This is a genomic window from Streptomyces sp. ISL-87 (genome assembly GCF_018614095.1).
Classification (GTDB): domain Bacteria; phylum Actinomycetota; class Actinomycetes; order Streptomycetales; family Streptomycetaceae; genus Streptomyces.
This window is the reverse complement of the sequence record NZ_JAGGOY010000093.1, coordinates 16,252-37,819: the sequence shown is the minus strand read 5'-3', so window position 1 is coordinate 37,819 and position 21,568 is coordinate 16,252. Positions and strand designations below refer to the sequence as shown.

The following is a 21,568-nucleotide window of genomic DNA, read 5'->3' as shown; positions in this document are numbered from 1 at the left end:
GGGGTGAGATTGTGGGCGGAGAGCAGGCTCGCTGCGATGCCCGCGGTGTGAGCTGCGGCCATGGCTGGATCGTCGAGGTGTGGCAGAACCGACGCCTGGAGCAGCGCGCCGGCCTGGGACCCGGGCGGGCGGCACAGCCCGAACACCCCTGTTCGCCGCTGACGCGCGCCAGCGCGGGCCGACACGCTGCGCATGGCGTAATGAGCCGCTCCGGCGGCTTGACCAGGTCACGTTGTGCGGAGGCAGTAACCGGCGCGGGTGGCAAGAAGGCGGTGGCGAACGGGGCCATGGGCGAGAGAAGCGTGGACCGGTCGGAGGGTTTCGGTGAGCGGCTGCTCGGTGTGCTGCTGGATCGGGCGCGGCTGTTGCCGCCGCAGCTGATCGCCCCGCTGATCGCAGATGGGGTGGCCAAGATCGGCGGGCGTGACGTGTCGATCCTGCTCCAGGACTATGGGCAGGAGCTGCTGGTGCCGTTGCCGGGCAGGAAGCTGCACGTGGGCCAGCCCGAGCCGGTGGCCGACTCCCCCGCCGGCCGGGCCTTCCGGTGCGCGGACGTCGTCGAAGTTCGGCAAGCCGGCGGCGTGCGGATGTATCTGCCTCTGCTGGACGGAAGCGATCAGGTGGGGGTGATGGCCCTGACCCTGGACGCCGTCGGCGACGATGACCGGCGGCTGCTGCGCCGACTCGCCGGACTGGTTGCCGACATGCTGGTCACCAAGAACGCCTACACCGACCAGTTCTTTCTAGCCCGGCGCCGGGAGCCGATGAGCGTGTCCGCGGAGATCCAGTGGGGCCTGCTGCCGCCGCTGACGATGTCCGTGCCGCAGGTTGAGGTGGCCGGCATCCTGGAGCCCGCCTACCGCGTAGCCGGCGACAGCTTCGACTACGCCCTCAACGACAACATCCTGCACATGGCCGTGATCGACGCGATGGGCCACGACCTGGACGCCGCCGCGATGGCAACCATCGCCATCGGCGCCTACCGGCATGCCCGGCGCGTGTTCATCAGCCTGGCCGAGAAGTATGCGTTCATGGACGAGGCCATCTCCCGACAGTTCGGAGCCGACCACTTCGTCACTGCCCAGTTGATGCACGTGAACATCGCCACCGGTGAGATGGAGCTGGTCAACGCGGGCCACCCCGCGCCGCTGCTGATCCGCGACGGCCGGGTCGTGCGGCAGCTGGAGAGCGCGACGACGCTGCCCGTCGGCTTCGGGGGTGAAGCGCCCCGCGTCAGAGAGCACACGCTCCAGCGGGGCGACCGGGTGCTGTGCTACACCGACGGCATCATCGAGGAGCGCGTCGCCGGCGGGGAGCCGTTCGGTGAGGAACGCCTCATCCGCTGCGTCAACCACCTGGGGCAGGAGCCGTCAGAAGGGATGCGGGCGGATCTGCGCCGGCTCTCCCACACGCTGAAGAAGGAACGAGGCGGGCGTACCAGCGACGACGCCACCCTCTTCATGATCGAGTGGCGCGGAGGCGCCGCCGACCACCTCACAGTCCTTGACTGAGCGACTCGGCCTCAAGCAGCTCGGGATCGCGTGGGACACCGCCGACGCCGGCTTCGAAGAGAACATTGCCGCCGCGCGGGCGTTCTACGCCGAGCACGGGACGCTGGCGGCCCCGCGGGGCGCGGTCGCGCTGGACAAGCCGGCCCGTCAGTAACCCTCAACACCCCGAGATACACCGCTCGTTTGACCCCCTTGCTGCACCCTGGCCAGCCCCGCGGCCGCAGCCGTGGTCGAGGTCCGTTCGAATGCCGAGCGGGCCGACCAGGTGCCAGGGTGACTGCCCGGGCCGCCGGTGAGGGTGCCTGGCGGCTTATCGCCGTCTTGTGCGGCTGGTACGGGCGCGGGCCCACGGCCGCCGGCTGTTTACCCCACCGATGGAGCGCAGGGACAGCTCGGAGCGGTTCGGGTCCCGAGCCGCGGAGGCCGGCGCGGTGCGGCGGGGACGGAACTGCCGCCGGAGTCCGAGCCATCTCCGAGCCATCTCCGCGTCACCCCGCCGAACGGCTCGTGGCGGCTGAGCGCGGTGCCGGGGCGAATCCGGGCGGGGGCGGCGGGAGGCGGGCGCCCGCCGGAGCGGCGGCGTAGACGTACGCGTCGGGCCGCAGCGCGAGGGTGGCCGCGCGGCGCCGGGCGAACCAGGGCAGCAGGACGCCGTCGCTGTCCACGAGAGTGCCCTCCGCCGGTCGGGATCCGGCGGGTGTGATCGTGAGGGAGGGGACGTCCCACAGCGGCTGAGGGGTGGCGGTACGCGCGTGCAGCAGCAGCCATCCGCCGTCATGCGCGTCGTCCAGCCGTACGACTGCCCCGTCAGGTGCGGTGACCCGGGGCTGCGGGATCTGGAAGCCGGACGCGCCGGCGCGGGGCCGGGCCTGGAGCCCGGTGTCGTAGCGGGCGACGGGAATCCAATGGGAGTCCTGCAGCCACTGGGCGAAGCCCGGCACGCCGTTGAGGGCCCGCAGCACGGTGTCCCGCAGCCAGGTGACCGGACGCCGCCGTTCTGTGATGATCCGGCCGACGAACACCGCTCGCCTAGTGACCTCCCTGACGTGCGGTTTGCGCTCGGCCTCGTAACTGTCCAGGATCGACTCGGGCAGCTGTCCGCGCAGTACGGCGTCCAGCTTCCAGCACAAGTTGGCCACATCGCGTACCCCGGCGGCCATGCCCTGGCCGATCCACGGCGGCATGGCGTGGGCGGCGTCGCCGGCCAGGAAGACGCGGCCCACCCGGAAGCGGGCGGCGAAGCGGACGTGATGGCTGTAGACGATGGCCCGCAGGATCCGGATGCTGTCCCGGCCGATCCCGTACCGGGACACCAGCTCGTAGATCGCCTGGTCGGTCGTCAGGTACGCCTCGTCGTCGGCCGGCAGAACGGGGAACTCCCAGCGATGATGGCCGAGCGGCGTCGGGCAGTCCACCGCCGGCCGGGCCGGGTCGCAGCGGAAGCGCAGCCGGTCGTGGTCCGGCCACGGCTTCAGCATCTCGGTGTCGACGACCACCCAGCGGTCCTCGTACGTCTGGCCCTCGTAGCCCACGCTGAGCTGCGCCCGGGTAAGGCTGGAGCCGCCGTCGGCGGTGATCACGTAGGAGGCACGCAGGTGCCGTACGGAGCCGTCGGCGGTGGCCACCGTCACGTCGACGCCTTCCGCGCCCTGTCGCACACGCAAGCACTCGTGCCGCAGCAGCACCTCCACGTTGGGGAAGCGGGTCACTCCCTCGCGCAGCACCCGTTCCAACGCGGGCTGGTAGAGGAACATCTGTGGTGGATGGCCGTGCCCGCGCGGGGTGGGGCAGGCGCGGACGAAAGTACGGCCACGTGCGTCCACGAACTCCACGGGCCGGTCGGCGAGCATGTCCGGCTTCAGCCGTTCGGCGAGGCCGACGCGCTGCCAGATCCGGAGCACCTCCTCGTCGGTGGAGATCGCGCGGGCGCGGGGGTAGACGTCGGCGTCGCGCTCCAGCACGACGACGCTGAGGCCCATCGAACCCAGCAGGTTCGCGGCCGTGACCCCTGTCGGCCCGCACCCGATGACGGCGACGTCGTACGCGCCGTCATCGGTCCTCGTCTCACTCACCAGGCCACCTCACTCGATACCCCTATGATGATTTCCCGTCTTAAGGCGCTTTTACGACTTTGGGGGCACCTATGGCAGTTGCCCTCGACCCTGTACAGGAGGCCGGACCATGGCCGCTTCATCCCGCCGCGTCGATGTCCACCAGCACCTTCTCCCGCCCTTCTATCGCGACCTCCTCGCCAAGGCGGGCATCGCCGAGGTCGGCGGCCGCGCCCTGCCCGACTGGAGCCCCGAGGCGGCCTTGGATGTCATGGATCTGCTGGGTACCGCCACCGCCTTCCTCTCCGTGTCCACACCGGGCACCGCCTTCCTGTCCGACCCGGGCGAGGCGGCTGAACTGGCCCGGCGGCTCAACGACTTCTCCGCGTCCCTCCCCGGCGACCACCCCGGCCGACTCGGCTGGTTCGCCACTCTCCCCATGCCCGACACCGCCGCCTCCTGCGCCGAGGCCGAGCGGGCGCTGGACGAACTGGGCGCCGACGGCGTCACCCTGCTCGCCAACCATCGGGGCACCTACCTCGGCATGGACGGCCAGGCCGCCCTGTGGCGGACCCTAAACGAGCGAGGCGCTGTCGTTCTGGTCCACCCGGCCGACCTCCCGGGACCGGCCGTCGATGGCATCCCGCCGTTCGCTGCGGACTTCCTCCTGGACACCACCCGGGCCGCGTACCTTCTCGTACGCAACGGCATCGTCCGCCGCTACCCCGACATCCGGTTCGTCCTCAGCCACGCGGGCGGTTTCGTGCCGTACGCATCCCACCGCATGGCCCTCACCCTCGCGAACGAGACCGGGCGCAGCCCCTTGGACGTCCTGGACGACTTCCGCGGCTTCTACTTCGACACCGCCCTCTCCTCCAGCCCCGCTGCCCTGCCCGCCCTGCTCACCTTCGCCCGCCCCGGCCACGTCCTCTTCGGCAGCGACTGGCCCTTCGCCCCCACGCCCGCAGCCCAGTACTTCGCCGTCGGCCTCGACACCTCCGTCGCACCGGAGACCCGGACGGCCGTCAACCACGCCAACGCCGAAGCCCTCCTTTCCCGCCTGCGGCCCATGCCGGTCCCGGCGGCCAGGACGGACCTGGCCCAAGTGGCCCAACGGGTGGCTGCCCGGCTGCTGTTCAAGCTCGTCCAGCCCGGCACCCGGTGAAGCGCCCCTCCCCTGCGGCGAGGCGCGGATCACGAGAGCCGCTCGCCGAGCAAGGAGAGCACGGCCGCCTCTTCCTGGTCCGGGTGGCAGAAGTAGTGGTCCCCGGGGAATGTCGCCAGCCGGAAGCCGCCGTGGGTCACGTCCTTCCACGCACTCATGCCCTTCTCGGCGACCAGTGGGTCCCGGCGTCCGTGTAGCGCGGTGACCGGCGCCTCAAGGTCTGCTGACGCGGTCGACCGCCTGTACCCGTGGACGATGCGAAGGTCGGCACAGCCGACCGGATCCAGCACGCCGAGAAGCTGCTGCCCGGCTTCCTCGCCGAGAGACTCCCGTACAGCGCACGCGAGTTCCCCGGGATCTCCTCCGAACACATCCAGCAGCTCGCCGGGGGACGGCCATGCGGAGTAGCCGAGGGACCGGTAGGCCTCCGCGACGCGCGTCGCCAGTGGGTTGGGCCCGAGCGAGGGCGAGGTGAAAGCCGCGACGAAGAGATGGCGCAGCGGCCCGCCACGTACCGTGCCGAACTCGTGGGCGAGCCGATAGGCGAGCAGAGCGCCCATGCTGTGGCCGTAGAAGGCGAAGGGGCGGTCGGTGTACGGGGCCAGTGCCTCGGCCAGGAGGCTGACGGTCTCCCCGCAGTCCTCCAGCGGATGCTCCTGCCAGCGGTTCTCCCGGCCGGGCAGCTGCACCGGACAGACGTCGATGTCGTCCGGCAGTCCGTCCGCCCAGGTGCGGAAGACGGACGCACCGCGTCCACCGTACGGAAGACAGAACAACCGCACCCGGGGGCTCCGGCTGAGTCGTTGGTGCCGAAGCCAGCGGGCCGGGTCCCGGTACACCGGGACGGAATGCCGTTTCCCGGCATGCGCCTGGTCCTGGGCGTGGGCCGGGGGGTCTGATCCGGGAGCCGACCGGAAGGCGGGCAGGCCGGCCAGCAGGACGGCCAGTTCACCCACCGTGGGGCCACCCACCACTACGTCCAGCGGGACGTCGGCACCGAGATCGGCGAACAGCAGCTGGCGCAGTCGCACAGCGCCGAGCGAGTCGAGGCCCAGGTCGGCGAGGGAGTGCTCGCGCATCTCTTCCCGGGCAACGGTGACCAGGTCGGCCAGCACGCCGGTCACGTACACGGCGAGGATCGCCGCCTTCTCGTCCGGAGTGGCTCGCCGCAGCCGCAGCACGGTCTCGGGACGCCGCGGCCCACCGGAATCGGCCCGGCCGGCCACCGCCCCGGCGGTCGTCTCCTCGTGACCCGTCACGTGCGGAGCGACGAGTTCAGGAGGCAGGAGGCGAACCTCTGCTCCGTGGCACTCGGCCAGGAGGCGTCCCGCGTGGTCGTAGAGCCGGTAACCGCCCACGAGCCGCCCGTCCGCCGGTTCGGCCAGCTCGAAGTGTGCCCACAGAAACCCGCCACCGGGGCTCGGCGTGTTGTCAAGACGGAACCTGCCCAGTGAGGAGGTGATGAACGCGGCATCGGCGGGGAACCGTTCGCCGGCGGCAAGGACGTACAGCTGAGCGCAGGCGTCCAGCGCTCCCGGATCCAGACGCACCGCGTCCCCCGTTGTCCTGCTCCCGTCGGGCCCGTCGGATCCGTCGGATCCGTCCGCCCCGGCGGCCCGCAGCCGGGCCAGTACCTCGCCGTCACCCGACCAGGCTTCCTCGACACACATGACGGAACCGCCCAGCGCCACGCCGCGTCGGCGCAGACCGCTGTAGAAGTCGTCGCCCCAAGTGTGAACCGGCAAGCGCGCGCGGAGCGACCGGCGGTCCTCCTCGGGCAGTTCGGACCCCGCCGTGGAGAGAAGGGTGCGGAACTCGCCGTACACGTGCCTGCTCCAGCGTGAGTCTCCGTCGGCGACGCTGTGCACGGTGAAGGGCCGCCAGCCATCGTGCTCGTCTCCGTCGACCCGGTCACCGCCCTCGACGACGATCTGCACCGTACGGCGCTCGTCGCTGGACCGCAGCGCCTGTGCGAACACCACGTCGCGCAGCTCGTACGCCGGGGCCCCGCCCAGCTCGCGCGCGACCGAGGTCAGCATGTCGTGGTAGTAGCCCAGATGCAGAACACCGGCCGTGTCGGCGAGCGCGGGCAGCAGCCGCCGACTGAGAACGGTCTCGAACTGGTGGCTGGGAAGCGGAGACCGTACGAGCATGAGCGCCGTCGGACTGACCGGCAAGGGGGCGCCGCCGTCCGGTCGATGGACGGCGGCGGCCCAGGCCTCGGCCCGTGGCACCGGCGGGGCGTATCGGGTGCGCCGGAAGGGGTAGGCGGGCAACGTAAGACAGACGGGATGCTCACCGTCGTGAAGCCCGTCCCAGCTGACCTCGGCCCCGGCCCGATAGGTGGAGGCGAGCCCTTCGAGCAGCCGGGTCCACAGGCCTCGGCCGCTCCCGGCGTCACGTGTGGTTTCATCGCCCCCGGTCGTACGGGCGATCGTCCACCACAGGGGGTCTGCCGCCTCACCGGACGCGTCCGTGTCCGGAGCCTGAGCCGGAGCCTGAGCTGGAGCCGGACCGACGGTGATGAACGTTCCGTAACCGCTGTCCGTGAGCGGATCGAGTACCGCACGGACGGCGTCCGGTCCCCTGTCCGGCCGGGCGCCCGGTCGAGCCTCTTGGGGGAGCCAGAAGCCGGGATCGGTCGGTCGTCCACCGTTCGCCGACGACGCGGGGGCGACGAGGAAGCGCAGCCGGGGCGGTGCAAGGGGAGCCGTGGGCAGCGGGCCCGCCTCACGGCGGGCCGCGAGGTACGCCCCCGCGGCAGGTACGTCCATGACCCCGGCGATGCAGGCGGCAGCCAGCGCACCGACGCCGCCACCGCCGACCGCGGCGGGGGCAAGGCCCCACCCGTCGGCAAGGAGGCGGGCCAGCGCGAGCTGATAGGTGAAGCGGAGGACGTCGGCCGCGAGCGGTTCGAGCCGGGACATCCGGTCCGGGTCTGCCGTCGTGCGCGGATCCCATAGCGCGGCGGCCTGTCCGGCCGCGGTGGCCCGCAACTGGGCGACGCACTCCTCGTAGGCGGCGCGGAAACCCCGGCTCACCGCGTACAGCTCAGTGGTGTGCTCCGCCGCCTGGACGAGGTCCGCGTCGAGAAACAGGGCCGTGTGCCGCCCGGCCTGGCGGGGTCGCGCCGGTACGAGTCGGGCCGCCGCGACACGGAGTTCGGCGCCGAGTTCGGGGCCGGAGGCGGTGGTCACCAGCGCCGCCCGGTAAGGAAAGTGGCGACGACGGGCTCCGACGGTGTAGGCGATGTCGGCGGGATCCGCGTCGGGGTGGGCGGCGGCCCAGTCCGCGAGGCGGTGCACGAGGTCGCGTAGTGCGTCGGGGTCGGCGGCGGACAGCGGCAGTACGTGTGCCCGGTGCGGCGACCGCGAGGCGGCTGCGGGGTGCTCCGGGGCAGCGGTCCCGGCGTCCTCCAGCACCAAGTGGGCATTGGTGCCGTTGAAGCCGAAGGAGCTCACTCCCGCGATCCGCCCGCGCGCGCCCGCCGGCCAGTGCAATGACCGGTCGGGCAGGATCACCGCACGGCTGCCCGTGCCCAGACGCGGGTTGGGCTCCTTCAGGTGGAGATTGCCGGGGATACGGCCGTGCCGCAGCACCTGCACGGATTTGATCAGCCCCGCAACACCGGCGGCCGGTTCCAGGTGTCCGATGGCGGACTTCAGCGCGCCGAGGACCAGGGGACGCGAGGCGGGCCGGTCCCGGCAGAGGACGTCGGCGGCTGCGCGAAACTCGATCGGATCGCCGAGCGGGGTTCCGGTGCCGTGCGTCTCCAGGTACCCCACCTCGTGCGGGTCGACACCGGCGTCCCGCAGTGCCTCGCGCAGCAGCTCCCGCTGAGCACGTTCGCTGGGCACGGTGACCCCACCGGCCTTGCCGTCGTGGTTGACGGCGGAGCCGCGGATCACCGCCAGTACGGGAGCCCCGACCGCACGGGCGTCGGACAGCCGCATGAGCGCGACCATGCCGCATCCCTCGGCCCGGACGTAGCCGTCGGCGGCGGCGTCGAAGGCCCGGCACCGGCCGGTGGGCGACAGCGCACCCATCTTGCACAGAGCGATGTACGGCTCGGGCGAGAGCAGCAGGTTGACCCCGCCGGCGAGGGCGGCGTCGCACTCTCGCAGGCGGAGGCTCCGCAGTGCCAGGTGGACGGCCACCAGCGACGACGAACACGCGGTGTCGACGACGAGGGCCGGTCCGTGCAGCCCCAGCGTGTGGGCGATCCGTCCGGCGGCGATGCTCGGGGCAATGCCGATGGCGGTGAACGGTCCGACCGCTTCCGGCGGGACGGGCACCCGGGAGTGGTCAGAGCCCGACATCCCGACGAAGACACCGACTTTCCCCGGGTCCGGCTGTTCGGCAAGGAGCCCGCCTCTTTCGAGCGCCTCCCAGCCGGTCTCCAGCAGCAGACGGTGCTGCGGATCCATCTGCGCCGCTTCATGTGCCGAGATGCCGAACAGGCCGGCGTCAAAGGCATCGATGTCCTCGGTCAGGAATCCGCCGCTGACGGTGTACATCCGGCCCGGAGCCTGGAGGTCGGCCGAGTGGTACAGCTCCATCGGCCATCGGCCGGCGGGAACGTCGCCGACCGCGTCGTAGCCCCGTTCCAGCAGCTCCCACAAGCGCTCCGGCGAGTCGGCGCCGCCGGGCAGCCGGCAGGCCATGCCCACGACGGCGACCGGTTGGCGTGTGACCGCTCGCTCCTGTTCGAGCTCGGCACGGAGCGTGCGGATCGCCGCCAAGGACCTTTGGAGCAGCTCATCCTGATGTGACGTCACAGGCCCAACTCCTCCAGCTCTTCGGTCAGCGCGTTTCTCAGCTCGTCCCCGGAGTCCTCCCCAGCGGCGCCCCGCCCCGGGGTTTCCTCTGGTTTCAGGATCGGCAGCGTCCGGGCGAGCCTGCCGAGATCCGCGTACAGCACGCCGAATTCCGGTCCTCCGGTGGCGAGGGAGAGGTCGAACGCCTCGGTGGCCAAGTCGGTGTCCACGGATCCCAGACCGTGGCGACGCAGCAGGTACCCCTCGGTCGCCGCGTCCACCCGCATCCCGCCGTCCCTCATGTACGGCCAGATCAACGCGATGCCGCGCCCGGTGCGTTCACCACGAGCGCGCAGCTCCTCGCGTCGTCGGGCGAAAGCGGTGAGGAAGGCGCTGGCATAGCCGTAGTCGCTCTGCCCGGCATTGCCGGTGAGGGAGGTGAGCGACGAGAACGTCATGAAGAAGTCCAGTTCGTCACCCTGGGTGAGGGCATCGAGATGAACGGCGCCGGCGAGCTTCCCGGCGAGTACCTGCTCCACGTCCTCGGCGGTCTTGTTGGACAACAGCGCGTCCTGGATGTGGCCTGCCGCGTGGATCACGCCGTCGAGCCCGCCGTGCCGGCTCCGTACGTGCTCCAGCAGGCGGCGTACGTCGTCCTCGCGGCCCACGTCGGCGCGGACGTGTTCGACGGTGGCGCCGGTCGACGCGATCCTGTCGATCACTTCCCGCCGGCCGGGACCCGGTGCCGACCTGGCGGCGAGGACGAGGGTGCAGCCGGGAGCGCGCCGGGCGATGTGCTCGGCGAACGCCGTTCCCAGTGCCCCGAGGCCGCCGGTGATCAGGTAGGTGCCGTTCGGGGTGAGCCGGACCGCCTGCCGGTCACCGGCCGCCGGACGAAGTCTCCGCATGCGCCGGACGAGGCGGCCGCCGGGGCTGTGGCGGACTTCGGCGGGAGGTTCGGGGACACCGAGCTCGGCACCGCACGCCTCGATCACCCGGGCGGGTCCGGGCAGGGCACCGGCGGTCTCCCCCGCCACGGCCAGCGACTGGCAGATCAACCGCGGGGTCTCGTGCCGTACGCAGCGGGCAAACCCGCCGAAGGCCTCCACCAGGGGCTGCGGTCCCTCATCTTCGGCGTACTCGTCGAGCACCAGCAGCCGCACCAGGGTGGGAAGGGCGGCCAGAGAGCGGGCCAACGGAAAGACGGAGCGGATGCCGGCGTCGAGGAGTGCGTCGAGCGTCGGGGCAGCCGTGTCGGCGCGGCACGCCCAGCGGTGGACGAAGACACGGGGCACCCCGCCGGGTCGAGCGGCGAGGTCCGCCAGCAGCGCGGCGCAGTCGGTGTCCTGTCCCGGCCGTACGACGTACTCGTCGTCGCCGGTGCGGCCGTACTCCAGCCCTGGTTTGACCAGGATCACCGGGGCGTCCGAGCCCAGGTCCCGCAGATGTCGGGCGAGGGCCTGGGTGAGCGTCTCGTCCCTGTCGAAGACCACCGCCCCGGTCGACCAGGCGAAGGGGGCGTCCGCCGGATCGGGCAGGGGGTCTGCTTCCCAAAGCAGCTCGTAGAACGTCTTCTCCAGCCCGGATTCGGGTTTCCCGACGAGGGAGTACGGCCCCGTGGCGGGCGACGTGGTCACCGTGGGCTGAGGGGTGGGGGACCCAATCTTCTCCAGCAGGAATCGGGCCAGTTCCCGGACGGTCGGGTGGTCGAACGTGACTGTCGCGTACATGGGTACGCCGAGTTCCTCCTCGATCCGGACACCGAGCTGGACTGCGAAGAGCGACTCCAGGCCGAGTTCGACGAAACCGCGGTCGGGATCGGGAAGGGTGCCCGGGGAGTACTGGAGCAGCCGCCCCAGCTCCTCCTGGAGCCGCTCCACGAGGAAGGACTGCCGCTCGCTCTCCGGGAGGGCGGCCAGCGCGGCGACCGTCCCGGTGTCCGCGCCGCCGTCGGGTTCCGCCGCGGCGTCCCGTCTGGCGTCGTCGATCCAGTACCGGTCGCGGCTGAACGGGTAGACCGGGGCCGGTGTCCGGCGCGGGCTCTCGTCCGCCGTGTACATCTCCTGCCACGCCCAGGACGTGCCCCGCGCCCACGCCCGGGCGATGTCGTCCCACTTCCCGCGTTCCGCGAGAGCCGCCAGCTCGCCGGCCGCCGGCTCCGGTCGGGGTCCGCGGGGTGCGACCCCCGTGTGCACGACGGGGTGTCCGACGGCGCTGTCGTACGGGGAGCCATTCTCCAGGTAGGCGCCCAGTGCGGAGTCCGCCTCCTTCCAGTCGGCGGCGACGAACGCCAAGCGGTGCGGCAGCGCGCTCCGTCCGCATTGCAGGGTGTAGGCCAAGTCGAGGAGAGTGCCGGCTTCGTCCACCGGGTCGTCCGGTCCGCTGCCGCCGTCGGCGAGGAACGCCCGCAGCCGTGCGGCGTACCGCCGCAGTGCGGCCTCGTTGTCCGCGGACAGCACGAGGACCCGCGGGCGGCCGTCGCTCCGGCGCCGGGGCGCCTGCTCGGGTGCCTCCTCCAGCACGACGTGGACGTTGACGCCGCCCGCGCCGAAGGAGCTGATGCCTGCCCGGCGCGGCAGCGGCGTGCCGTCCGGCTCTCGCAGTGGCTCCCACCGCTCGCGTACTGCCTGGACCTTGAAGGGAGTGTCCTCGAAGGGGATCTCGGGATTGGTGCGGTCCGAGTGCAGCAGGGTGGGGGCCAGCGTGCGGTGCCGGAGCTGCAGCGCGGTCTTGGTCAGCTGGGCGATGCCGGCCGCCGCTTCCGCATGGCCGATGTTGGACTTCACCGAGCCGACGGCGCAGTACTGGCCGACCCTGGCCGCAGGAGCGTACGCGTCGGTGAGCGCGCGCATTTCGATGGGGTCGCCGAGGCTGGTGCCCGTGCCGTGGGCCTCGACGTAGCCGATGGTGTCCGCGGTGATGCCCGCCGACATCAGGGCCGCCTGAATCAGTTCGGTCTGCGCGACGGGGTTGGGGACGCTGTAGCCGAAGGTGCGCCCGTCGCTGTTGACCGCCGAACCCTTGATGACCGCGTAGACGTGGTCGTTGTCGCTCAGCGCCCGCGCGAGTGGCTTGAGCAGCACGGCGCCGACCGCCTCGGCAGGGACGTAGCCGTCGCCGCCCGCGCCGAAGGCCCGGCACCGGCCATCGCTCGCGAGGAACCCCGCCTCCTGCAACGTCATGTACTTCGTCGGGTGGAGGGAGAGATTGGCCCCTCCCGCGATCGCCGCGTCACATTCACCGCGCCGGATGCTCTCGCAGGCGAGGTGTACCGCGTAGAGGGACGAGGAGCAGGCGGTGTCGACGGTGAGGCTGGGGCCGCCGAGGTTCATCAGGTACGACACCCGGTTCGCCGCGGAGAACGTCTGGGACTCGACTGCCACCCACTCCCCGCGGGCGACCGCCTCGGCGCCGAAGAGCTGGTAGTTGTTGTACGTGAGGCCGCAGAACACTCCGACCGGCGCCCGCCGGTCGCCCGCCGCGGGATCGGCGAGGGTGTCCGACGTGTAACCGGCGTCCTCGACGCATTCCCACGCCGTCTCGATGAACAGTCGCTGCTGTGGGTCGAGGAACCGGGCCTCCACGGGTGCGATGTGGAAGAACGTGGCGTCGAAGGCGTCGACGTCGTCCAGGAAGCCGCCCCAGCGCGGCCAGTTGTCGCCGTGGCGCTCCCTGGAGAGTTCCGCGTACCGGCGGAAGCCCGGACGGTCGAGGGGGATCTCGCCCACGGAATCGACACCGTTCAGCAGGTTGCGCCAGAACCCGGCCACCGTGCGGGAACCGGGGTAGCGGCCGCTCATGCCGACGATGGCGATGTCGAGGCCCGACGCGGAGGGTTCGCCGCGCGTCGGCAAAGTGGGCGAGGAGAGGTCGTCGCCTGTCACGGGGGCGGGGGTGGAGTTCCGGGCCAGGTACGAGGCCAGATCGCGGAGGTTCTTGTACGTGTAGAAGACCGTGGGGGACAACGGGCCGTACCGCTTGTCCAGGCGCTTGCGCAGCTGGAGCACCGTGAGGGAGTCGAGGCCCAGTCGCTCGAACGGAGTGTCCACGCCGATCTCGGTCCGGTCCCACTTCAGCACGTCGGCGAACTCGTCCAGCAGCGCCTCGGCGATACCGGTGGGGGGCGAAGAGGAGGCCGGGGCGGACGCCGTGTCGGCGTGCTGACCGGAGCCCACCGGGGCGGCTGCGCGGTTCGTCTGCGGTGGCGGAGCGGCTGCGCGGCTCGTCTGCGGCCGGGGCCAGAACCGGCGTGGCTCGAAGGGGTAGCCGGGCAGGGGCAGGCGACGGTACGGACCTGATGTTCGCAGCACGGGCCAGTCCAGCGCGACGCCGGAGGTCCACAGCTGGGCGAGCCGGTCGAACCTGCCGGCCGCGGTGAGCTCGGCGAGGTAGGCGGCACCCGGCGGGTCCGCCCCGAGGTCGGCGAGGGCGTCCGTGGCGACGCCGGTGTGAACGCCCGAGGCCTCGGTGTCGTGGCGACAGAAGCTTTCGAGACCGGCCCGCAGTTCCTGGAGGTTCCGTGCGACGACCGCCAGCCGGTGCGGCATGGCCTCCCGCCCGGTCTGCAAGGTGGCCGCGAGATCCGGGAGGTCCCCCGGATCCGGCAGGCCGTACGCCGGGGCGTCGTCGGGTGCCGGGGTGTCGCGCAGGAGGGCGCCGAGCTGTTCGGCCTGGGCCCGCAGCCGCTCGGCGGAACGGGCGGACAACGGCACGATGTGAGCCCGGCCGTCCGGCCGCGGCCGCGGAACCGGAGCCGCCGGAAGGTACTCCTCCAGCACCACGTGGGCGTTGACGCCTCCGAAGCCGAACGAGCTGATCCCGGCTCGGCGAGGCAGTGCGCGGCCGTCCGGCCCGACGGAACGGGGCCATGAACGGGTCCGGTCCAGCAGGTGGAAGGGGGAACCGGCCAGCCGGAGGTGGGGGTTGGGGGTGGTGAAGCCACGCAGGGCGGGCCGGCGGCCGCGTTGGACCGCGAGGATCGCCTTGACCAGGCCGGCCATGCCCGCGGCTGCCTCCAGGTGGCCGATGGAGGTCTTCACCGAGCCGATGCCGCAGTGCGGCTCGTCGGGATCGGCCAGGCTCCAGTCGTCGTACAGCGTTCGGAACGCTTGTCGTAGGCCTTCGATCTCGACGGGATCACCGAGCTCCGTGCCGGTTCCGTGGGCCTCGATCAGCCCGGCGGTGGACGGGTCCAGTCCGGACTGCCGCCAGGCTGTGACGATCACGTCGGCCTGGCGGTCCGGGCTCGGGGCGGTGAGCGAGGCGGTGCGGCCGCCGTGCCCGACCGCGCTTCCCCGGATGACCGCGTGGACGTGGTCCCCGTCGGCCTCGGCCCGGGCGAGCGGTTTGAGGACTACGGCGGCGACGCCTTCACCGCGTACGTATCCGTCGGCCCTTGCGTCGAAGGCCTTGCAGTGGCCGTCGCGGGCGAGCATTCCGGCCTGAGCGAAGGAGACGAAACCACTCGGCCCGGCGAGGACGTTGACCCCTCCGGCGATGGCCTGGTCGCATTCACCGAGTCGGATACTGCGGACGGCACGGTGCACGGCCACCAAGGAGGACGAGCAGGCGGTGTCCACCGGCTCGCTGGGGCCGCGCAGATTCAGGAGGTAGGAGACGCGGTTGACGAGTACCGAGTGCGCCAGCCCGGTCGCCGTCCGGGCGTCGACCGGCGTGCCGGCGGCGGTCAGCGCCTCGACGTAGTCCATGCCGCTCACGGCGGCGAAGACACCGGTGCGGCTGCCGGCCAGGTCGGACGGACGGTAGCCCGCGTTCTCCACAGCGTGCCAGACGGTTTGCAGGAACAGCCGTTGCTGGGGGTCCATCAGCAGGGCTTCCCCGGGGGAGATGCCGAAGAAGGAGCAGTCGAAGGCGGCTGCGTCGCGGAGGAACGCACCCCATCGCTGTGGCGCCTCCTGCTCGGAGGGGTTTTCGCAGCCGCCGTTGGCCGACCGCCAGTCCCAGCGGTCGGCGGGGACCTCGGCAACCGCGTCGTGTCCGGCCAGCTGGTTCTGCCAGAACCCGCGGAGGTCGTCGGCGCCCGGGAAGACGCCGCTGACCCCGATCACCGCGATCGGCTCGTCCGTCGCCGCCGCTGCCGAGACCGGCCCGTCGGCGACGCGGGGCGACCGGGCAGGGACAGGAGCCGGCAGCACGGGATGCGCGGGTTCAGCCGTGTCAGCGGTCAGGGGCAGGTCGCCGGCCGTCGACCCGGCCGGGTACACGTACGGCATCCGGTCGCGATGTGCGGACACCAGATGGCGGGCGAGCGCACCCACGGTGTGGTGCTGGAAGAAGACCGACGGCGCCACGTCGGCCCCCAGGAGATCACTGAGCCGACCGGAGAACTCGATGAGCTTGAGGGAACCGAAGCCCAACGCCGCGAGCTCCTCTGTCGAGGTGAGCGCGGCACTCTGCTCGCCGGTGACCGCCAGCATTTCCCGCGCACGGTCAAGAAGGTCGCGTTCGAGGAGCCGGACGTAGGCCTCGTCGCCCTGCGGCTGTCGTACCGGGGCGGGCCTCGGCTGGGCCGCGCGGATGGCCCGGACCATGCCCATGACCGCCGTACCCGGTCCGAGCTGCTGGAAGTCGCTCACTCCCGCGTCGAGCAGGTGGCGCACCGAGTCGGTCCAGCGCACGGGCGCGGCGATCTGCCGGGCCAATTCGGCGCCGATGTCGCGGCCGTGGGGTGCGGCGGTGGTGTTGGCGATCACCGGGATCCGCGGCGGCGCCAGTTCGCAGCCCGTCATGAAGTCGGCGAACGCCGCCGCCGCGCCACGCATGTAGCGGGAGTGGAACGCGCCGCTCACCGGCAGCGTGAGGCAGTCGGCACCGGCCGTCACCAGGCGCGGGATGACGTGGGTGATGCTCTCGCCAGGGCCGGAGATCACCAGCTGATCGGCGGTGTTGTAGTTGGCGATGTCGATGTCGCCGCCTCCATGTCGGGCCAGGACGTCGGCGATGCCGTCCGCGCCGAGACCGATGACTACGGCCATGCCGCCACCGGTGGCCTGGGCCATCAGCTCGGCACGCCGCTGCACCAGCCTCAAGCCGCCCGCGAAGTCGAAGACACCGGCGGCTTCGAGGGCGTTGTACTCCCCCAGGCTGTGGCCCGCCAGGAAGTCGGGCGGGGTGTCGTGTCGCTCCGACCAGTCCCGGTAGGCGAGGGCGTTGACGACGTACACCGCGGGCTGGGTGTAGCGGGTGTCGTCGAGTTGCCCGTCGGGGTCGCTCAGGCAGAGCCGCGCGATGGAGTATCCGAGCGTCTCGTCGGCCTGGGCGGTGAGATCCGGCCATCGTTCGAAGAGTTCCCGTCCCATGCCGCGGTGCTGGGAGCCCTGTCCGGGGAATACGAGCGCGATCACTGTTGACTGCTCCGATCGAGGTGATCCGGGTGGAGGGACGGCCCCACGGACCAGGTTTGCGGTGCCAGTGGTTTCGGGAAGGGGACCGGCCGAGTGCGGCTAGTCCAGTGCGGCCGCCCGGACCAGCCGGCCCGATTCGTATGCTTCTCGACACGCCCTTCGCCGCAGCTTGCCGCTGCTGGTCACGGGCAGGCTCCCGGGCCGCACGGGAACTAGCTCGTGCAGTTCGATGCCGTGCTTCACCATCAGTGCCGTGCGCACCGCGTGCTCCACGGCGGTATCCGTCAGCTTCTGCGCGCGTACGGCCCTGGGGTCCACCTCGGCGACCATGACCAGGCGTTCGCGGTCTGTGACGTCGAATCGGAAGGCAGCGATCCGGTTCTTCCGGAGGGCGGTAACGGCCTCTCCGACGGTGGCCTCCAGATCGGTGGGCCAGTGGTTCCGGCCGTTGATGATGACGACGTCCTTGACCCGTCCGGTCACGTACAGCTGACCGTCCGCCAGAAAACCGAGGTCGCCGGTGCGCAGCCAGGCACCCTCCGCGTCCATGGGCCGGTCGTGGAAGGTCCCGGTGGCGGTGGTTTCTTCCGCGTAGCCGGGGCTGACGTTCCCGCCGCATGTCCAGATCTCACCGACCCGACGGTCGGGCAGGACACGGCCGGACGGGTCGGTGACGCAGACGCGCTGGTCCACGGGCACGCCGCAGCTGACCCGTTCCACGACATGCTCGGGCGCCTTGCCCGCGTCCGCCGCGACCGCGTGTCCGCGGACCAGCGCCTCCCGGTCGCAGACGAGCACACGGGGCTCCTCGTCCACGGGTACGCAGGTGACCACGAGGGTGGCCTCCGCAAGCCCGTAGGAAGGGGTGTGCGCCTCGGGGCGGAAGCCGCACCGGGCGAAGTGCTCGGAGAAGCGGCGCAGGGCCGACGCCCTCACCTGCTCACCGCCGTTGCCCAGGACCCGCAGACTGGACAGGTCGAGGTCGTCCAGGGCCGCTCCGCGCACCCGGTCCACGCACAGGTCGAGATTGAAGCACGGCCCGGACGTGATGGTGCCGCGCCACCGGTCGATCGCCCTCAGGTAGGTGAGCGGTCTGCGGATGAAGTCCGTCGGCCCCATCAGGACGCACGTGGCGCCCAGGCCCAGGGGGCCGAGCACGCCCAGCATCAGCCCGAGGTCGTGGTAGAGCGGCAGCCAGCTGACGGCGACGCTCGACGGGTCGATCCGGAAAGCGCTGTCCACCTGGGCCACGGCTTGGGCGATGTTGCCATGGGTGATCCGCACGCCGCGCGGTGCGGATGTCGAACCGGAGGTGTACTGGAGGTAGGCGACCGCTTCCGGAACCAGGTCGACGGGCAGCCAGTCGCGGGACCCCTCACGGGGCACCTCGTTGGTCCGGATCACCTCGTACCCGGCGAACCGCGCGTCGCCGGCCAGCACACGGCGGACATCCGCGTCGCCGACGTCGTCGGTGAGAACCACCTGGACGCCGGAACTGGGCAGCACCGACGACAGACGGTCGGCCCCCCAGGCGGAGTCGGCCTCGCAGAGGGGCACGGCGACGACGCCCGCGTACAGGCAGGCGAGGAAAGCGGTGACGTACTGCGGACCCTGCGCGCACACCAGGGCCACCCGGCTCGCGGGCGCGCAGCGTGACTGGAGTACGGCGGCGGCGGCACGGACCCGGCGGTCCAGTTCGGCGTAGGTCCAGGTGATCGGTTCATCCACGGTTCCGCCGCGGCTGCCGACGAAGCGGTAGGCGATGTCGTGCGGCCTGTCGTGCGCGAGGCTGCGCAGCCGTGCGACGGGATGGTGTGGCGGAACGGCGGAGAGGGCCGAATCCCCGTCGGCCGTACCGGACGGTTCGGGGAATGAAGCGGACACGGTCCGGACTCTCCTCGTCGCAGTCGATTCACAAACACCGGTCCTGATCACCAACGCCGCCTCGGGGCGGAGGACACGGAGTGAGTCGGATGTTCCCCAGGTCAAACCAGAAAGGTCAACGGGTCGCGGTCGGCAACTTCCCTGTATCCATCGGTGGTACTGTGCCGACCCTCTTCGCATGCCCCGCCCGGCTGCCGGCCAGGTCAGACCTTCCGTGTGACCCGCAACGCAATTCCTGGAATGGCACAACTAGCATGAAGCAGATGATCGGATTTTCTCGATCCCGTTCCCGCATGATTCTTGCCGTTGCCGGCCTGTGCGTCCTTCTCTCCACTCTGATCGGAGCGATGACGTCGAACCGGCTCATGGCCGGTGGAATGTATCCGCCGTCCGCCGAATCCGTCCGGGCAGAACGCGTTTTGGGTGAGAAATTCGGTGCGGGCAGCCCCGACGTGGTTCTGCTCGTGAAACCTCGCAACACGAAGCAGCTGGTTCATGCGCCGGACATCGCGGCGGCGGGCAGGGCACTGACCGGGGCCGCACGGCGCGCGGCCCCGGTCCACTACGTCTCCTCGTTCTGGGACGGCAATCCGGCGATGCGCGCCCGAGACGGCCGGAGCGCCGTGATCGCCGTGAAATTCCGAGGTGATGAGAAAGACGTCAGCGAGGCGGTGGAGCGCCTGTTGCCCTCCGTCCTCGGCGAGCACGGCCCGGTCACCGTGACGGCCGCCGGATCCTCCGCGGTCCTGGACGCATTGCAGGAGCAGAGCCACCGTGACCTGCTCCGTGCCGAGTTGCTGACTGCTCCCCTCGTGCTGCTGCTGTTGATCGTGGTCTTCCGCAGCCTCCTGGCGGCGCTGCTGCCCGTCCTGGTCGGCGTGCTGTCCGTGACGACTACCTCGGCCCTGCTCGGCATGCTGGCGACGGTCACACCGGTCAGCGTCTTCGCACTTAACATCGCCAGCGCGCTCGGCTTCGGCCTGGCCGTCGACTACAGCCTGTTCATGGTGACGCGCTTTCGGGGCGAGCTCGACTCCGGGGCGGACACCGGTGCGGCGCTGCGGACGACGCTGGCCACGGCAGGCCGGACCGTGGCGTATTCAGCGGTCGCGGTCTCGCTGTCCCTGGCTGCGCTGTTCGTCTTCCCGACGATGTTCCTGAGAACCGTGGCCTACGGCGGAATCATCGTGACGCTGCTGTCCGCGCTGGCCACCGGGGCGGTCCTACCAGCCGCCCTCGCCTTGCTGGGTCGCCGGCTGCACGCCCGGACCGCGCCCCGCACCCGCGGCGGCAAACGGTCGATCGCCAAGGCCACCGACTGGGTCTGGTCCGCCAGTGCCCGGCTCGTACGGCGAGCCCCGGCTCTGGTGGCCGTCGCGGTGACGGCCCTCCTGGTCACCTTGGCCACCCCGTTCCCGGCAGTGTCCTTCGGCTTCCCGGACGACCGGGCACTCCCCTCCGGGACCGCGGTGAGGGCCGCCTCCGACAGCGTACGCCGGGATTTTCCGCAGCTGTTCACGCCACGGATCGCGGTGGTACTCCCCGGCGCGGCGGACGGTCGACAGGCATGGGCCGCCACCGACGACTACGCACGCTCGCTCTCCCGGGTCCCAGGGGTACGCCAGGTCGACGGTGCGACCGGCTCCTACACCCGTGGCGACCGGCAGCCGCCGGCTCCGTCCGCCATGCGCTCCTTCACCAAGGGATCCGACACGTGGCTCAACATCACGCTGGCCGGCGACCGGTCCGACGACGACCGGTCCCTGCGCGCACTGGAAGCCGTGCGTGACGTGCCAGCGCCCGTTCCACCGCTGACGGGCGGCGATACCGCACACCTGCGGGACACCAAGAACGCGCTCGCCGATCGCCTGCCGCTCGCCGTCGTGTGGGTCGCCGTGTCCATGTTCGTGCTGTTGTTCGCATTCACCGGCAGCGTGCTGGTACCGCTCAAGGCCATCCTGTTGACCGGACTGAGCATGAGCGCAGCCCTCGGCGCCATGGTGTTCATCTTCCAGGACGGCCATCTGCAGGGTGTTGTCGGCCCGTTCACTCCGGTTGGCACCACCGACATCATGATGCCGATCCTGGTGATTGCCATCGCCTTCGGGCTCTCCATGGACTACGAGGTGTTCCTCCTCTCCGCGTTCCGTGAGAGTTACCTAGCCCTGGGGGACAACCCCGCCGCCATCGAGGCCGCTGTGCGGCGCACCGCTCCACTGATCACCTCGGCCGCCGCTCTCATCATCGTGGTCTTCCTCGGCCAGGCGTGCTCGCCCGTCGTCCCGCTGAAGATCGTCGGCGTCGGCATGGTCCTCACCGTCCTGCTGGACGTCACCGTGATCCGTATCCTGCTGGCCCCTGCCCTGATGCATCTGGCCGGCCGGGCCAATTGGTGGGCGCCCGCACCACTGGCCCGGTTGCACGGCCGCTACGGGCTCGCCGAAGGCTGACCGCGATGGGCCAGCGCGCGGCCAACTAGGCGGCCGGAACCACCGCTAGTCGGGCGGGAAGCGCGGTGAGCACCACGACGAAGCCCATCGCCTGTTCAAGACCCTCGGATGTTGGTGACATCGCAGAACAGGGACCCCGGCAGTGACGGCAGGCGCCCGCCTCCCGCGGGATAACCCCTGCCGTGCGGCATGGCAAGCGCGGCCGACACTCCTCGCGGACGGAGAAGTCAGCGTGACGGGCCCCCAAACTGCCTGGGGGGGTAGACCCCTCCAGGGTCCCCAACCTTGCGTCCGGCCACGCCTGCGTAAGACCAGCAGGAGGGTGGCCAGCATCGAGAGTGGCTCGCCGCACGGGGTGACGGCAGGGGGTGACGGCACGGGGTGAC

8 protein-coding genes are annotated in these 21,568 nt (G+C 71.3%); 4 read left to right on the top strand and 4 right to left on the bottom strand.

The features are described from left to right. Positions 1-287: 287 nt before the first annotated feature. Together J7I97_RS30405 and J7I97_RS30400 are read left to right on the top strand one after the other, a co-directional pair. On the top strand, positions 288-1,511 hold the full coding sequence (locus J7I97_RS30405) for a PP2C family protein-serine/threonine phosphatase (protein ID WP_214941269.1): 1,224 nt from the start codon (positions 288-290) through the stop codon (positions 1,509-1,511). Then, entirely contained in the window at positions 1,504-1,665 is a 162-nt protein-coding gene (locus J7I97_RS30400; RefSeq protein WP_214941266.1) for a helicase associated domain-containing protein, read from the top strand. The genes J7I97_RS30405 and J7I97_RS30400 overlap by 8 nt, the downstream gene beginning before the upstream one ends. A gap of 334 nt (positions 1,666-1,999) precedes the next feature. Here the strand turns inward: J7I97_RS30400 and J7I97_RS30395 are convergent, their stop codons facing one another. Further along, positions 2,000-3,583 carry a bifunctional 3-(3-hydroxy-phenyl)propionate/3-hydroxycinnamic acid hydroxylase gene (locus tag J7I97_RS30395; RefSeq protein WP_214941265.1) on the bottom strand — a complete coding sequence of 528 codons (1,584 nt, stop codon included), beginning with the start codon at positions 3,581-3,583 and terminating at the stop codon, positions 2,000-2,002. A 109-nt stretch (positions 3,584-3,692) separates the two neighbouring features. Here J7I97_RS30395 and J7I97_RS30390 point away from each other — a divergent pair, with 109 nt between their 5' ends. Continuing rightward, entirely contained in the window at positions 3,693-4,727 is a 1,035-nt protein-coding gene (locus J7I97_RS30390; protein ID WP_214941262.1) for an amidohydrolase family protein, read from the top strand. Positions 4,728-4,756: 29 nt separating this feature from the next. Here the strand turns inward: J7I97_RS30390 and J7I97_RS30385 are convergent, their stop codons facing one another. From J7I97_RS30385 to J7I97_RS30375, 3 genes are all read right to left on the bottom strand, one after another. Further along, positions 4,757-9,505: a beta-ketoacyl synthase N-terminal-like domain-containing protein gene (locus J7I97_RS30385; RefSeq protein ID WP_214941260.1), complete on the bottom strand. Its 4,749-nt coding sequence runs from the start codon at positions 9,503-9,505 to the stop codon at positions 4,757-4,759. Beyond that, a complete protein-coding gene (locus tag J7I97_RS30380; RefSeq protein WP_214941257.1) occupies positions 9,502-16,848 on the bottom strand; it encodes a type I polyketide synthase in 7,347 nt (2,448 codons plus the stop codon). Before J7I97_RS30380 ends, J7I97_RS30385 begins: the two co-directional genes overlap by 4 nt. A gap of 99 nt (positions 16,849-16,947) precedes the next feature. After that, complete coding sequence (locus J7I97_RS30375) at positions 16,948-18,732, bottom strand: fatty acyl-AMP ligase (protein ID WP_214941255.1); 1,785 nt, start codon at positions 18,730-18,732, stop codon at positions 16,948-16,950. Positions 18,733-18,821: 89 nt separating this feature from the next. On the opposite strand from J7I97_RS30375, the gene J7I97_RS30370 reads away from it, so the two are divergent. After that, positions 18,822-21,182, top strand: coding sequence for an MMPL family transporter (locus tag J7I97_RS30370; RefSeq protein ID WP_214941252.1), 2,361 nt, complete (start codon positions 18,822-18,824; stop codon positions 21,180-21,182). Positions 21,183-21,568: the final 386 nt, after the last annotated feature.

Excerpts from the sequence above, each read along its gene's own strand:
- J7I97_RS30405 (WP_214941269.1), top strand. The coding sequence starts at position 288 with ATGGGCGAGAGAAGCGTGGACCGGTCGGAGGGTTTCGGTGAGCGGCTG.
- J7I97_RS30390 (WP_214941262.1), top strand. The coding sequence starts at position 3,693 with ATGGCCGCTTCATCCCGCCGCGTCGATGTCCACCAGCACCTTCTCCCG.
- J7I97_RS30370 (WP_214941252.1), top strand. The coding sequence starts at position 18,822 with ATGTTCCCCAGGTCAAACCAGAAAGGTCAACGGGTCGCGGTCGGCAAC.